The 14,935-nt window shown below is 62.1% G+C and carries 10 protein-coding genes and 1 rRNA gene; 4 read left to right on the top strand and 7 right to left on the bottom strand.

Annotated elements, in window-relative coordinates; translation table 11 throughout:
• A 16S ribosomal RNA gene (locus tag BM216_RS24730) occupies positions 1–122 on the bottom strand; the annotation flags it as partial.
• Between the two features lie 674 nt (positions 123–796).
• Here BM216_RS24730 and hrpB point away from each other — a divergent pair.
• The 3 genes from hrpB (at position 797) to BM216_RS24715 (ending at position 5,254) form a co-directional block, all read left to right on the top strand.
• Positions 797–3,226 carry an ATP-dependent helicase HrpB gene (gene hrpB, locus BM216_RS24725; protein WP_244530311.1) on the top strand — a complete coding sequence of 810 codons (2,430 nt, stop codon included), beginning with the start codon at positions 797–799 and terminating at the stop codon, positions 3,224–3,226.
• A 69-nt stretch (positions 3,227–3,295) separates the two neighbouring features.
• A complete protein-coding gene (locus BM216_RS24720) occupies positions 3,296–4,615 on the top strand; it encodes an ActS/PrrB/RegB family redox-sensitive histidine kinase (RefSeq protein WP_093001879.1) in 1,320 nt (439 codons plus the stop codon).
• 63 nt (positions 4,616–4,678) lie between these two features.
• Positions 4,679–5,254, top strand: coding sequence for an ActR/PrrA/RegA family redox response regulator transcription factor (locus BM216_RS24715; RefSeq protein ID WP_093001878.1), 576 nt, complete (start codon positions 4,679–4,681; stop codon positions 5,252–5,254).
• Positions 5,255–5,257: 3 nt separating this feature from the next.
• Here BM216_RS24715 and BM216_RS24710 read toward each other — a convergent pair whose 3' ends face one another.
• On the bottom strand, positions 5,258–5,746 hold the full coding sequence (locus BM216_RS24710) for an MmcB family DNA repair protein (RefSeq protein ID WP_093001905.1): 489 nt from the start codon (positions 5,744–5,746) through the stop codon (positions 5,258–5,260).
• A 172-nt stretch (positions 5,747–5,918) separates the two neighbouring features.
• Between BM216_RS24710 and BM216_RS24705 the strand changes: the two genes are divergently transcribed.
• A complete protein-coding gene (locus BM216_RS24705; protein WP_093001877.1) occupies positions 5,919–6,590 on the top strand; it encodes a L,D-transpeptidase in 672 nt (223 codons plus the stop codon).
• Positions 6,591–6,665: 75 nt separating this feature from the next.
• Here the strand turns inward: BM216_RS24705 and BM216_RS24700 are convergent, their stop codons facing one another.
• From BM216_RS24700 to hslU, 5 genes are all read right to left on the bottom strand, one after another.
• Complete coding sequence (locus tag BM216_RS24700) at positions 6,666–8,843, bottom strand: malate synthase G (protein WP_093001876.1); 2,178 nt, start codon at positions 8,841–8,843, stop codon at positions 6,666–6,668.
• Positions 8,844–8,951: 108 nt separating this feature from the next.
• Positions 8,952–10,952, bottom strand: a complete 2,001-nt coding sequence (locus BM216_RS24695; protein ID WP_093001904.1) for a hydantoinase/oxoprolinase N-terminal domain-containing protein — start codon at positions 10,950–10,952, stop codon at positions 8,952–8,954.
• Between the two features lie 53 nt (positions 10,953–11,005).
• Positions 11,006–12,424: a cytochrome P450 gene (locus BM216_RS24690; RefSeq protein ID WP_093001875.1), complete on the bottom strand. Its 1,419-nt coding sequence runs from the start codon at positions 12,422–12,424 to the stop codon at positions 11,006–11,008.
• A 44-nt stretch (positions 12,425–12,468) separates the two neighbouring features.
• Positions 12,469–13,404, bottom strand: coding sequence for a DUF1402 family protein (locus BM216_RS24685; RefSeq protein ID WP_177230897.1), 936 nt, complete (start codon positions 13,402–13,404; stop codon positions 12,469–12,471).
• A gap of 204 nt (positions 13,405–13,608) precedes the next feature.
• On the bottom strand, positions 13,609–14,916 hold the full coding sequence (gene hslU / locus BM216_RS24680; RefSeq protein WP_093001874.1) for an ATP-dependent protease ATPase subunit HslU: 1,308 nt from the start codon (positions 14,914–14,916) through the stop codon (positions 13,609–13,611).
• Between the last annotated feature and the right edge of the window lie 19 nt (positions 14,917–14,935).

The following is a 14,935-nucleotide window of genomic DNA, read 5'->3' as shown; positions in this document are numbered from 1 at the left end:
GGGATGGGTAGATTCCCACGTGTTACTCACCCGTCTGCCGCTCCCCTTGCGGGGCGCTCGACTTGCATGTGTTAAGCCTGCCGCCAGCGTTCGTTCTGAGCCAGGATCAAACTCTCAAGTTGAGAATTCAATCATGACTGATCACTATGTTCTGAATCGACGAGAACATTTTTATATGTACACCAAACGCTTCGCAGCGCTCGTTTCCATCGTTCTCATTCAAAACGTGACCGTCATTTTGTCTTCTAACTAGACAAGGCCTAGACCTCGTCCGCGAAAACCCGCCGACCACGTTTCTCTTTCTTCCATATTCAATTGTCAAAAAACAGACGAAAAACCCAAAACATCAGGCCGAACGTCAAAAACCCAAGAGCCAAACCGGAAACCCGGCCCCATCAGCATGCGCCAACTTCTCTTTGATTTCTTCAGAACGAAAGTCTTCGTCGCTAGCAGCGCCGCCGCCCTCGTTCAGTGAGTGGGCTTATAAGGCCGGGAGCCGGACGGAGTCAACAGCCGTCTTTAAAAAAATGTCATTTTTCTTCCAGGTCGTGAAAGACGAAGATTTCAGCCTAATTCGCGGGCAGGATTATATTTTCGGCAACTTCCGATCGCGCCGGGCACTGGAGGAACGGGGCCGATTGTGGCATTCGAGCAGGCAGGGAAGATCCTCTCATATATATATAGGACGCCGGTACATATCGCCCCCGGCGGCTGAAGGCAGGACATGGCATCGACGGACAGAGACGCAGCCCCCAGCGCGGCGCGCAAGACGGGGAAGTCGCAGGCGCTTCCGATCATGGAGGTGATCGACGAGCTGGCCTCAGCGCTGCGGCGGAACAACCGGGCTGTCCTGTCCGCACCGCCTGGCGCGGGCAAGACGACCATGGTGCCGCTCGCATTGATCGACGAGGATTGGTGCACGGGAAAGATCATCCTGCTCGAGCCTCGCCGGCTTGCGGCGCGCGCTGCCGCATCGCGCATGGCCACATTGCTCGACGAGGTCGTGGGCCGGACCGTCGGTTATCGCATGCGGCTCGACACCAAAGTATCCGCGGCAACCCGGATAGAGGTCGTCACCGAAGGCGTCTTCTCGCGCATGATCCTGGAGGATCCCGAGCTTTCCGGAGTCTCCGTGGTGATCTTCGACGAGTTCCACGAGCGTTCTCTCGATGCCGACTTCGGCCTGGCACTTGGCCTCGACGCCCAGTCGGCGCTGCGCGAGGATCTGCGCATCCTCGTCATGTCGGCCACTCTGGATACGGATCGCATCGCCAGGCTCCTCGACCAGCCACCCGTCATCAAGAGCGAAGGGCGCAGCTTCCCTGTCGAGATCCGTTACCGCGAGCGGAACACGCAGGAGCGCATAGAGGATGTGATGACGCGCGCCATCGATGACGCCTACCGGACCGAGGAAGGCTCCATTCTGGCCTTCCTGCCCGGACAGGCGGAAATCCAGAGAACCGCGGAGCGCCTTGCGACGCGCTTCGGCCCCGACACGATCATCGCGCCACTGTTCGGCAACCTGTCGCAGCAAGAGCAGGACAGAGCAATCAAGCCCAGCCCGCCCGGCATGCGGAAGATCGTTCTCGCGACGTCGATCGCCGAGACCTCGATCACCATAGACGGGGTCCGCATCGTCATCGACAGCGGTTTGCAGCGTCTGCCGGTGTTCGAGCCCGCCACCGGCATCACCCGGCTCGAGACCGTCCGCGCTTCCCAGGCCTCCGCCGATCAGCGTGCGGGGCGCGCCGGGCGAACCGCGCCGGGGATCGCGATCAGGCTGTGGCATGCGGGACAGTCGGCCGCCCTTCCGGCTTTCACGCCGCCGCAGATCCTCGCAAGCGATCTTTCCGGCCTCGTACTCGACCTTGCCCATTGGGGCGTCACCGATCCCGGCACGCTTGCCTTTCTCGACCAGCCGCCCGGCCCCGCCTTTACCGAAGCAAGAGACCTGCTTAGGCAGCTCGGCGCGCTCGACGCCGGCGGCAGTCTGACGGCGCAGGGTCGGCTGATGCGCGAGCTGGCGCTTCCGCCGAGGCTTGCGGCCATGGTGATCCAGGCAGACGAGATTGGACATGGCCGCGCGGCAAGCCAGCTTGCCATATTGCTTACCGAACAGGGTCTCGGCGGAAACGATATCGATCTCGACGACCGGCTGCGGCGCTTTCGCACGGATCGTAGTGAAAGAGCCCAATCCAGCCGACGCCTGGCGGACAGGATCGCGGCGGGATTGCCCAATAGAAGAGACACGCATGAAAGCGCATCTGCAGGGCGGCTTCTCATGCATGCCTATCCCGACAGGATTGCGCTGCAGCGGGGCGGGCGCGGGCGTTTCGTCATGGCCAATGGACGCGGCGCCGAATTGCCGGAGACCGAAAGACTGTCCGCAGCCTCGATGCTGGTAATCGCGGATCTGACCGGACGGGCGGCACGGGCACGCATTCTCGCAGCCGCCGAGGTGGACCGGGCCGATGTCGAGGCGGAACTTCGCGGCGCGATCCAGACCGCGGAGGAATGCGTTTTCGATCCGGCGAGCCGCCAGGTGCGCGCTCGCCAGGTAACGCGGCTCGGCGCGATCATTCTTGCCGAAAATCCCTTGCCAAGGCCGACCGGCGAAAAGGCGGCCCGAGCGCTTGCCGGCGGCGTGAGGCAATTCGGGCTGCAGAGCCTGCCCTTCTCGAAGGAAACGCTGCAGCTCAAGGAACGATTGGGCTTTCTCCACCGGTCCATCGGTGCCCCATGGCCGGATGTGAGCGACGAGGCATTGCTCGAGCGCCTCGACGATTGGTTCATACCGTTCCAGGGGCAGGCCCAGGGTCTTGACCAGATCTCGTCCGGCAGCCTGTCGGATGGATTGCGGTCGCTGGTGCCCTACGAATTGCTGCTGGATCTGAACCGGCTTGCGCCGACGCATTTCGATGCGCCGACGGGCCAGCGTCACCCCATTCAATATGACGGCGAGGAGCCGATGCTGACGATCCGGGTGCAGGAACTCTTCGGTCTGAAGACCCATCCTTCGATCGCCGGCGGCAGGCTGCCGCTTCTTCTGGAGCTGACCTCGCCGGCGCATCGGCCGATCCAGACGACACGCGACCTGCCCGGCTTCTGGTCCGGCTCGTGGAAGGATGTCCGCGCCGAGATGCGCGGGCGTTATCCGAAACATCCCTGGCCGGAAAATCCGGCCGACGCATTGCCGACGCACCGCGCAAAACCGCGCGGAACGTGACAGAATGCCACGTCTTCCATTGCTCCTCATGGTTTATGAGGTTTTGGACAAAAATTGAAAGCAAAGCCCATGGCCCATGCCGAAGAAGCATCTTCGATCCGGGAAGTACAATTCGGTCATTCCAGCCGCCGCATAAGACTGCAGACGCTGGTCTGGTTGCGCTGGCTGGCGGTTGCCGGCCAGACGGTGACGGTGCTTTCCGTGTGGGCAATCTTCGGTTTCCCGATACCGATCGCCGAGGCCGCGATCCTGATCGGAGCGCTTGCTATCGCCAACCTCATCCTGTCCGCATGGTTTCCCGCTACCCATCGGCTGGGACCGAAATCGGCGCTGGCGCTGCTCTCCTTCGACCTTCTTCAGATGGCGGCGCTGCTTTTCATCACCGGCGGGCTCGGCAATCCGTTCGCACCACTGATCTGTGTTCCGGTGATCATCGCGTTTGCATCGCAGCCTCTACGCCACTCGCTCTTCCTGATCGCACTTGCGCTCATCTGCACGACCGTGCTTCCCTTCTCGCCCTATGACGTGCCCTGGTATGCGGGAGAACACCTGCGCATCCAGCCGGTGCTGCAGCTCGGTATATGGTGCGCGATCGCATCGATGATGGCCTTTGCCGCTTTCTATGTTTACCGGGTGTCCCATGAGGCGAGCCAGCTTGCCGATGCGCTGGCCGCCACCGAGCTCGTGCTCGAAAGGGAAAAACATCTCTCGCAGCTCGACGGTCTTGCCGCGGCCGCCGCCCATGAGCTCGGCACGCCGCTTGCGACGATCAGCGTGGTGGCAAAGGAGATGGAGCGGGAGCTCGCCGGAGACGAGCGCTTCAGGGAAGACGTCCAGCTGCTGCGCAGCCAGAGCGAACGCTGCCGCGACATCCTGCGCCGACTGACATCCATGTCCGCCGAGGGCGACGAGCACCTGCGCCGCCTTCCGCTTTCCTCGATGATGGAGGAAGTGATCGCACCCCATCGGCAATTCGGCATCGATATCAGGCTCATCGAGAAAAACGATGGCGGCCAGGAACCGGTGGGCAACAGAAATGCCGGCATTCTCTATGGCCTCGGCAACCTGATCGAGAACGCGGTCGATTATGCAAAGAGCCGGGTGACCATTTCGGTAGAATTCGATGCCCAGCGGGTTACGATCGCGATCGAGGACGACGGTCCGGGTTATGCGCCCGATATCCTGTCCAGGATCGGCGAGCCCTATATGACGGCGCGCACGCGCGAGGACCAGGAGCGGGCCGGTGGGCTGGGTCTTGGCCTGTTTATCGCCAAGACGCTGCTCGAGCGCTCGGGTGCCGCCATTCGTTTCGGCAATCGCGAGAACGGCGAACCCGGCGCTCGCATTCGAATCGAGTGGCCGAGGTCGATCATGGATCGGCCAATTTGATTTGGCTCCGGTTTGGAGCTGTTCGATAATGCTATGCGGGTCCTTCGACCCCGGAGAAGACAGATGGAAACAACATTGCCGCAGTCCAGCCAACCGACCGAGGATTTCATCGGTCCAGACCCTTCGCTGCTGATCGTCGACGACGACGGCCCCTTCCTGCGCAGGCTGGCAAGAGCCATGGAAATGCGCGGCTTCGTGGTTGAGATCGCCGAGACCGTGGCCGAAGGCATCATCAAGGCCCGGCAGAAAGCGCCGAAATATGCCGTTCTCGACCTGCGTCTCGGTGATGGCAACGGGCTGGACGTGATCGAGGCAATCCGGGAAAGCCGCACGGATACGCGCGTTATCGTGCTGACAGGTTACGGAAATATCGCGACGGCGGTCACCGCGGTAAAGCTCGGGGCCGTGGATTACCTGTCCAAGCCCGCCGATGCCGACGACGTTTTCAACGCACTGACCCAGAGGGCCGGCGAAAAGGCGGATCTGCCGGAAAACCCGATGTCGGCGGATCGCGTGCGATGGGAGCATATCCAGCGCGTCTATGAAATGTGCGAGCGCAATGTTTCGGAAACCGCGCGGCGGCTCAACATGCATCGTCGCACCTTGCAGCGGATCCTGGCCAAGCGGGCGCCGAAGTAAGCTCTAGACGTCGTCGAAGTTCCGGCCGGTCGACCATTCCGCCATCATCAGGCGATGGGCGGCCGCGCGCGCGAAATCCAGCATGAGCGTCTTGCGGCTGGCGGGTGCCAGCTTGTGCAGGGGCGCTTCACGCAACAGATGCGCGCCATAACCGTCAGACAGTAGCAGACCGCAGTCTTCCGGGAAAATATCCAGCGGGACGTCCTTGTGTGTCGCGAAGATGAGGCGATCGCAAAAGGCACGATATTCGGGCCATTTGCGATCGACGCGGAAATCCTCGATCGAGGTTTTTATCTCGACGATCCAGATCTCCCCCTTGTCCGAAATCGTCACGAGGTCGGCGCGCCGCCCACTTCGCAGCACGAGTTCCGGGACAACGGCATGCCGCATGTCATGAAGCAGGATCTGTGCACCCTTGCGCACCATCATGGCGCGGGCCGACTGACGGCCGTCTATTAGCGGATTATCGTTCACAACACTCAGTATCGTCATTTCCACTCCCTGCCGCCGCATATGTTGCAAAAAGGCAATGGCTTTTCCCAATTCATCCTTCGACTTCCCGCAGTGCATCAAGGCGGCTTGCCAAGAATAATCGAATGGAAAATAACCATTTCGACGGGCGGAAGACGCCCATTTCAATCGATTCGTTCATCAAGAGACATCCATGCGCTTCCGCAACAGCATGATCGCACTCGGCCTGCTGGCAACCGCTGCCCTGGCCGGCTGCTCGACCACGTCCGAAACCGCCCAGTCCGGTGCCCCCGCCCGCATCGAGACGGCGCAGATCTTCACCGATTCCTACGGTTCGGTGACGGATGCAGGTTACACCCTGCCGGCGATCCCGATCAACCGGGTCAAGTCGGAGTTCGTGCGTCAGATCGTCAATTACGACACTGCTGAAAAGCCGGGAACCGTCATCGTCAATACCCGTGAGCGTCACCTTTACTACATCATGCCGGGCGGTCGCGCGATGCGTTACGGCATCGGCGTGGGCAAGGCTGGCTTTGCATGGTCGGGCACTGCCTATGTCGCCTGGAAGCAGGAATGGCCGAACTGGCATCCGCCGAAGGAAATGGCTGCGCGCCGGCCGGAAATCGCCCGCTATGTCGAAGACGGCATGGGCCCGGGTTTGAACAACCCGCTCGGTGCACGCGCCATGTATCTGTTCAACGAAAAGGGCCAGGATACGCTGTTCCGTCTGCACGGCACGCCGGAATGGGCGTCGATCGGAACTGCGGCCTCTTCGGGCTGCATCCGCCTGATGAACCAGGATGTGATCGACCTCTACAGCCGCGTCCGTCCCGGCCGCAACACCAAGGTTGTCGTCATCCAGTAAGACCGGACGACCGGAGCAATCAAAAGGCCGCCGAAGATCTCCTTCGGCGGCCTTTTGATTGGCGGACGAATAAGGTTAGCCGGCCTTCTTCAATTCCAGCCGGCGGCGGTGCAGGACAGGCTCGGTATAGCCGTTCGGCTGTTCGCGTCCCTTGAGCACCAGATCGAGCGCCGCCCGGAAGGCGATAGAGCCGTCGAAATCGGCGGCCATCGGCGTATAGAGCGGGTCGCCGGCATTCTGGCCATCGACGACCTTTGCCATTCGCTTCATCGTCTCGACGATCTGGTCCTCGGTGACGACCTTGTGGTGGAGCCAGTTGGCCATGTGCTGGGCCGAGATGCGCAGCGTCGCGCGGTCTTCCATCAACCCGACATTGTTGATGTCCGGTACCTTCGAGCAACCGACGCCCTGGTCGATCCAGCGCACGACATAACCGAGGATCCCTTGGGCATTGTTGTCTAGCTCGCGCTGGATTTCCTCCGGCGTCCAGTTGGGACGCGGCGCGACCGGCACAGACAGGATATCCGAAAGCTTGGCGCGGGCGCGGCTTTTCAGGGTCTTCTGAACCGCCGCCACATCTACCTTGTGATAATGGGTTGCGTGCAGGGTCGCGGCCGTCGGCGACGGAACCCAGGCGGTATTGGCACCCGCCTTCGGGTGGCCGATCTTCTGCTCCAGCATCGCCGCCATCAGGTCCGGCATGGCCCACATGCCCTTGCCGATCTGCGCATGGCCGGACAGACCGCATTCCAGACCGATATCGACATTCCAGTTCTCATAGGCCGCGATCCATGAAGCCTGCTTCATGTCGCCCTTGCGGATCATCGGGCCGGCTTCCATCGAAGTATGGATCTCGTCACCGGTGCGATCGAGGAAACCGGTATTGATGAAGACGACACGGTCTTTCGCCGCGCGGATGGCTTCCTTGAGATTGACCGTCGTGCGACGCTCCTCGTCCATGATGCCCATCTTCATGGCGTTGCTTGGCAGGCCGAGCGCCTGTTCGACACGGGAAAAGATCTCGGCGGCGAAAGCGACTTCCTCCGGCCCGTGCATCTTCGGCTTCACGACATACATCGAGCCGAGCCTGGAATTCTTCCTGCGACCGGCTGGCCCACCCGATCGGCCAATATCGTGGATGGCGATCAGCGCGGTGACCATTGCATCCATGATGCCTTCCGGAACCTCATTGCCGTCGCGGTCGAGGATCGCGGGGTTGGTCATCAGGTGGCCGACATTGCGGACCAGCATCAGCGAGCGGCATTTCAGCTCGAAAGTCGATCCGTCCGGCGCCGTGTAGTCGAGATCCGGATTGAGTTTTCGCGTGAAGGTCTTAGCCCCCTTGGAGACTTCCTCCGTCAGGTCGCCCTTCATCAGGCCGAGCCAGTTGCGATAGATGACGACCTTGTCCTCGGCATCGACCGCCGCGACGGAATCCTCGCAGTCCATGATCGTGGTGATCGCCGATTCGACCCAGACATCGGATATATGAGCCGGATCGTCCTTGCCGATCGCGGTCGTCGCATCGACGAGGATCTCGACATGCAGGTTGTTCTTCTTGAGCAGGATCTGTGTCGGCGCGGCCGCATCCCCTAGATAGCCGGCAAATTGCGATGGATCGCTGAGGCCGGTCACCTGCCCATTTGTCAGCGTCACGAACAGGGCGGCCTGCTCCACCTTGAAGGATGCCGCTTCCTTCCAGCTGGCGCCGGAGAGCGGCGCAGAGTGGTCGAGGAAATCGCGTACCCAGGCAATGACCTTGGCACCGCGAACCGGATTATAACCCTTACCCTTTTCCGCGCCGTCGGATTCGGGAACTGCATCGGTGCCGTAGAGAGCGTCGTAAAGCGAACCCCAGCGGGCATTGGCGGCATTCAGCGCGTAGCGGGCATTCATCACCGGCACGACAAGCTGCGGCCCGGCAATCGCGGCAATTTCCGGATCGACGTTTTCGGTCGAGACCTGGAAATCAGGGCCTTCCGGCAGAAGATAGCCGATCTCGCGCAGGAACTCTTCGTAGACGGCAAGATCGCTGGGCGCACCATTCGCCCGGTACCAGTTGTCGAGCTTCACCTGAAACGCATCGCGCTTGGCCAGGAGCTGACGGTTCTTCGGCGCAAGATCATGAACGATCGCCGAGAATGTCTCGAAAAAATGCTCCGGGTCGACCCCCGTGCCCGGCAGAGCCTCATCCACCAGGAAGCGGTGAAGCTGTTCGTCCACCTGCAGACCGGCGATATCCTTGCGTGCCATGCGATTCCTCCTCAAATGCCTTTTCTCCGTGCCGTCACATTGCGCGCGACATGACGGGTGTCAATGCGCCGAAAGCCGAAGGCCGGATGGACCGGACTTCGGTCCGGCTTATTCCGGTCGGGCTACACCCGGGCGCCCCGTAGCCGTGGCTATGATCCTTGCTTCGACGAGTTTCCGGCTGCCTTCCACTTCCGGCGCCGAGATCTCCTCCTCCAGAAAGAGGATAATATCGTCCGCCCCCTCCTGCCCCGCCTTCTCGCGTGCAGCGGCGGTCGCCCGATCTCTTGCCAGATCGAGGGCCCTGGTCTCGCCGGCTATCGAAACCGTCTCACCGGCGCCGGCGATAACGTAGAGGCCGTCCTCCGGCGACGTGACCGTGACCACCACGACGCTCCGGATCTGGCCGACGACGGCGCCGATCGCATTGGCCACATCGGCATCCGCCGGAATGATGGATTCCGCGCCGAGCATTCCGGCAATGGCCGGGTAATAAACAGGTGCCGAAGCGCCGAGACCCACGAGCGGCCGGTCAAGCGCCACCGCAAAGCGCGCGATGCCGGGCGTCCGTTTCAACGCACGATCGACCGCCAGCGATACGGCCGGATCGATCGCTTCGGCACCGTCTTCCGCAAGGCAGGCCGAAAGCACGACCTCGGAGGATTGCCGGGTCAGTCGATCGACGATCTTTCCGGCCAGATCTTGCGCCGACGACGCGATCTCGCGTCCCGAGCCGTTTTTCCTGCGCGCCGCGATCTGGAGGCCGAGCCGGGCCGCCTCGGCATTCCATTGGCCTTGCCGGCCAAGAACATGCAGCGCATCCGACGGCGTGAGGCCGCTCAGGTGCACCAGTCCCCGTCCGACCAGCCTGTCCAGCACCGCCTTCTGGGAGTTCATCGTCAGCAGCGTGTTCAGGGGAACGGGCGTCGAACCTATGCGGGCGAGAAGCGCCTGTTCCTGTGGCTGCAGCGTTTCAGGCTCGCCTGTATGAATGCGGACGGCGAAGCGGCCATCATGCCGTCCCGCATGGGTCGCGCGACACTGCATGTCCAGGGCCGAGAGAACGCTTTCACCATGGGTCGCGGCCAGAAGACTGAGCGGCAGAAGACGCCGCGGTCCGAGCACTATCTTCGCCTCCAGCCCGCGCTCGTCGATATGAACCTCCGAATCGCCGCCCAGGCCATAGGTGCGCAGCGCCACGGCCTCGACCATCGTGTTGTGGCCACCGACATTGGCGCCATCAGGTGCCAGCCGCGGCCGGCCACCCTGCAGCACCGCGACATCGGTCGTCGTGCCGCCGATATCGGACACGACCGCCTCGTCCAGTCCCGTGAGATAGCGCGCGCCGACCAGGCTTGCCGCGGGACCGGAGAGAATGGTCTCGATCGGCCGCAGCCGCGCTTCCGCCGCCGACATGAGCGCGCCATCGCCGCGCACCACCATCAGCGGTGCGTCGATGCCGGACCTTTCCAGAAAGGCTTCCGTGGACCCGATCAAGCGATCGATGATCGAGACCAGCCGGGCGTTGAGCAGCGTGGTCAGCGCCCGGCGCGGGCCGCCGAGTTTCGACGACAGCTCGTGGCTGCAGGTGACGGGCTTGTGGCTGAGTTCGCGGATGCGGTCCCTCACCCGGATTTCATGAGCCGGATTCCGCACGGCGAAATAGCCGGCCACGGCAAAGGACGAAACGGTCGAACCCAGGGCCGGCAGAGCCTCTTCCAACGAGGTCATATCGAGCGTCGTCTCGTTGCCATGCACATCGTGGCCGCCTGCCAGAAAGATGACCGGATCGGGCCCAAGCGCCTCCGACAGGCCGCCGCGGGCGATATCGTCGGGACCGAAACCGATCATGACAAGCGCGGCCAGACCACCCTGCCCCTCCACCAATGCATTGGTAGCAAGCGTCGTCGACAAGGACACCATGGCGATTTCGGAGGCGGAAATGCTGGTTTTTCCAAGCGCCGCCTCGACTGCACCGGCAACGCCCCTGGAAAGATCGTGCCGGGTGGTGAGCGATTTCGCCTTGGCGATCACCCCCGCTTCCTCGCGGAAAAGGACGGCGTCGGTATAGGTGCCGCCGGTATCGATGCCGAGAAGAAGAGGTGAAGTCACGCGGGAATTCCTGAATGCCGATTGAGCAATCAATACCCCATGGCCGGCATCGATCAATCGTTCAATGAAGACGCCGGCTGTCGGAAGCTCACCCGCATCGGCATGCCATCGCGGGGTTGGGTCGTCAGCTTCTGCACCGGCCAGACTTCCGTGCCCGGCAGCATGTCGAAGCGATAGCGCTTCATCAGCACCGCGAGCGCGATGACCGCCTCCTGCATGGCGAATGTCGCGCCGATGCAGGTTCGCGGCCCTGCGCCGAATGGCAGATACTGGAAACGGCCGATCTTGGCTCGGTTTTCCGGCAGGAACCGTTCCGGCATGAAAGCACGCGGCTTGTCCCAGTAGAGTTCGTGGCGATGCAGCGTCCAGGGCATGACGAGAATGGTGACGCCGGCCTTGATCTCGACAGTCTTGCCGCTCGGGCTCGTCCACCTGTCATCGGCGATTGCCGCGCGGTTGAGCGATGGCGCAGGCGGATAGAGCCTCAGCGCCTCTTCGAAGGATGCACGCACCCAGGGCATCAGTTCCAACCATTCGACCGGCTCGGCAGCGGTTGCCAGAACCCGGTCGATTTCGGCCTCCATCGCATCGCGGACATGGGGAGACTGGGCAACGCAATAGAGCGTCCAGGCCAGAGCCCGGGCCGTCGTCTCATGGCCGGCGCCGATGAATGTGAGGATATTGTCCTCGATCTCCTGCAGCGAAAGTCCGTCCGGGCCTTCGAGCTGAAGCAGCAGCGTGAGGAAATCCTGCGGTACGTCGTCCGGCGTCTCGCGCATCCGCTTCTTGCGCATCTCCATCGTTTCCGCGACGATATTGCGGAACTTGTCGAGCACCTTTCGGCCACCGATCCGTGTCAGACGCGGCACCCATGGCGGCGCACGCATCAGGTCCATCGGATCGACGCGGCCCATGCGGTGAAGCAGGCTGTCGACATCGTCCGCGACACTGTCCTTCTCGCCGGCGATCTCGCCGGAGAAAAGCGTCTCGGACAGAAGCGCATATGTGAGTTCGGTCATGTCGACGGCAATGTCGTGGACCGCGCCGGTTGCGGCACCGGCTTCATATTTCTGCGCATATTCCTGCGATTTCGCAAGCATCTGGCCGGCGAAGCCGCGGGAATGACGGGGCGTGAAGACGGGGGCCATCGCCTTGCGCGAACGCTTCCAGACCGGACCTTCGGCCGTCAGCAGGCCATCGCGCAGGATCGGCCGCAGGATGAGCTGGCGGACCTCCGACATTTCGTAATTGGCGGCGTTATCGACCAGGACGTGGCGGATGAGGCCCGGATCGTTGACGATCAGCGTCCGTTCCTTGAAGAACTTCGTCTCGAGCCAGGGCAGCGTGAAGGACATTTCGCCCCACAGCTCCAGCGGATTGCGCAGCGCCGTCGAGATCACGCCCCAGCGCGAGAGCGGGCGTGTATGCGGGATCGGGGCCGGCGGCACGAAAGGCTCGGGGCGCATGTCCATCAACACCCTCCTCTTCATATTCCTGATCTAAAAGATATCAGGCCTCAGAGCAGCGATTTCAACTCGGCGATCTTATCGTTGACCAGCCAGCCGTAGTAATTTTCCTCCGGCAGGCCACCGCGCGCCTTCAGGGCCGCGGCCCGCTGGGCAGAGCCGCCGGTGTTATAAAGTGTGGAAGTAATACCGGGATTGCGGGAAATATCGACATCCGCGATCGACTTGTAATCGTCGATCGAGCGGCGAATGTTGGCCGCCATATAGGCGAGCGACTTGTCGGGATCCATGATCGCATCATAGACGTCGGCAGCCTTGTTTTCGTCGAGCTTGGGATAGCCGGAGGTCCGGGCGACCATGTCCGACAGCATCAGCGCCGTCAGCGGGTTGACCTGTCCGAGCCCGAACGTCTGGCCGGCATAGAAAGGCTGGAAGAAGACCGCGCTGAAGCGATTGTCCGGGAACGCCTTGCCCTCGACCCTGCGGCCGCGGAAGCTTTTTTCCCAGACGTTCTCGCGGCAGGTCCAGAGGCTGTAGGAATCGCGCTTGGCTTCGCAGGTCGCAAGCTGCGGCCGCTTCAGGAATTCCTCGATGCTCTCGCCGTCATAAGCGAAGCGGAAGGCGTTGCCGGCATAGGCGGCGGCCTTGACGTAATAGCTCTGCAGCCGGTCATAGGCGTCGACATTATAGGTATGCTCGCCGACGATCGCGCCGACGATGTGGATCGGATCGATGCCATAGGAAGCAGCCGTGGACTTGATCTTGCCGATCAGGCTCTTGTCGGTCGCCAGCAGATCACGGATCTTCTCGTATTTATCGTCGAAGGTCGTCTTGCCGGCGCGTGTCCTGCGCACCGAAGCGCCAGGCACCTTGGGCTGTACCGCATTGCGATTGCCTTCGGGCACCACGGTCATGGCCATGACAGGCGCGGTGAACGATGCCGCCCAGGCGACGGTGAACAGCAATGCGATCAGGATGCGTTTCAAGATTTTCCGTGTCCCAGCATTTCATCTGCGCCAGTTCCGGCTCCAGAAGCTGTGACAAGTCAAATCATGGAGCAACTGCGCTTTCACGAGAGCGCGCCACCCATACGTTAAGACATGTGGCAATGTCGAGAGAAAGACATTCAAAATAGCGTCAGCGTCAAGCGAGGTGGCAGCCGGACGTTGCCCGGCTGCCACGCGAACTCGTTACAGGATGTAGCGCGACAGGTCGGTGTCGTTGGCCAGATCACCGACATGCTTGCGGACATAATCGGCATCGATCGTCACCGCGGTACCGCCCTGGTCCGGCGCCGTGAACGAGATTTCGTCCAGCACGCGTTCCATCACCGTCTGCAGGCGGCGGGCACCGATATTCTCGACCGAGGAGTTCAGGTGCACGGCGACATCGGCGAGCGCATCGATCGCGTCCGGGGTGAATTCCAGCGTCAGGTCTTCAGTCCCCATCAGCGCCTTGTACTGGCGGATGAGGCTGGCCTCGGTTTCCGTCAGGATGCGGCGGAAATCCTCCTTGGTCAGCGGACGAAGCTCGACGCGGATCGGCAGACGGCCTTGAAGCTCCGGCAGCAGATCCGAGGGTTTTGCCACGTGGAAGGCGCCGGAAGCGATGAAGAGGATGTGGTCCGTCTTCACCGGTCCATACTTGGTCGACACCGTGGTACCCTCGACGAGCGGCAGCAGGTCGCGCTGTACGCCTTCACGGGACACGCCAGCACCCATGCCGCCGTCACGGGCGGCGATCTTGTCGATCTCGTCGAGGAAGACGATGCCGTCATTCTCGACCGAGTGAACAGCCTCGCGCTGTATGACCTCGTTGTCGATCAGCTTGTCGGATTCGTCGCGGATCAGCTCGCCATAGGACTTGGAGACGGTCGTCTTGACCTTCTTCGTCCGTCCGCCCATCGCCTTGCCGAACATTTCCGATAGGTTCAGCACGCCGATATTGGCGCCCGGCATGCCGGGAATGTCGAAGCCGGGCATGCCCGAACCGCTGTCGGCCACCTCGACCTCGATTTCCTTGTCGTCCAGTTCACCGGCACGCAACTTCTTGCGGAAACTGTCGCGGGTCGCGGGCGACGCGGTCGCTCCGACCAGCGCGTCGAGCACGCGTTCTTCTGCGCTCATATGGGCCTTGGCCTGCACCTCGGTGCGCTTCTTTTCGCGCACCAGGCCGATGCCGATCTCGACGAGATCGCGGATGATCTGTTCAACGTCGCGGCCGACATAACCGACCTCGGTGAACTTGGTGGCTTCGACCTTGATGAAGGGCGCACCGGCGAGCTTGGCGAGACGACGGGAGATTTCCGTCTTGCCGACGCCGGTCGGGCCGATCATCAGGATGTTCTTCGGCATCACCTCGTCGCGCAGGTTCTCTTCGAGCTGATGGCGGCGCCAGCGGTTGCGAAGCGCGATCGCGACGGCGCGCTTGGCGTCATGCTGGCCGATGATGTGGCGGTCTAGTTCGGAAACGATTTCCCGGGGAGAAAAGTTTGTCATGGTATCCTCTTGGCTTTCC

It is taken from the genome of Rhizobium sp. NFR07 (genome assembly GCF_900111905.1).
Taxonomy (GTDB): Bacteria; Pseudomonadota; Alphaproteobacteria; order Rhizobiales; family Rhizobiaceae; genus Neorhizobium.
The sequence above is the reverse complement of the archived record's forward strand: the minus strand, read 5'-3'. Positions and strand labels throughout refer to the sequence as shown.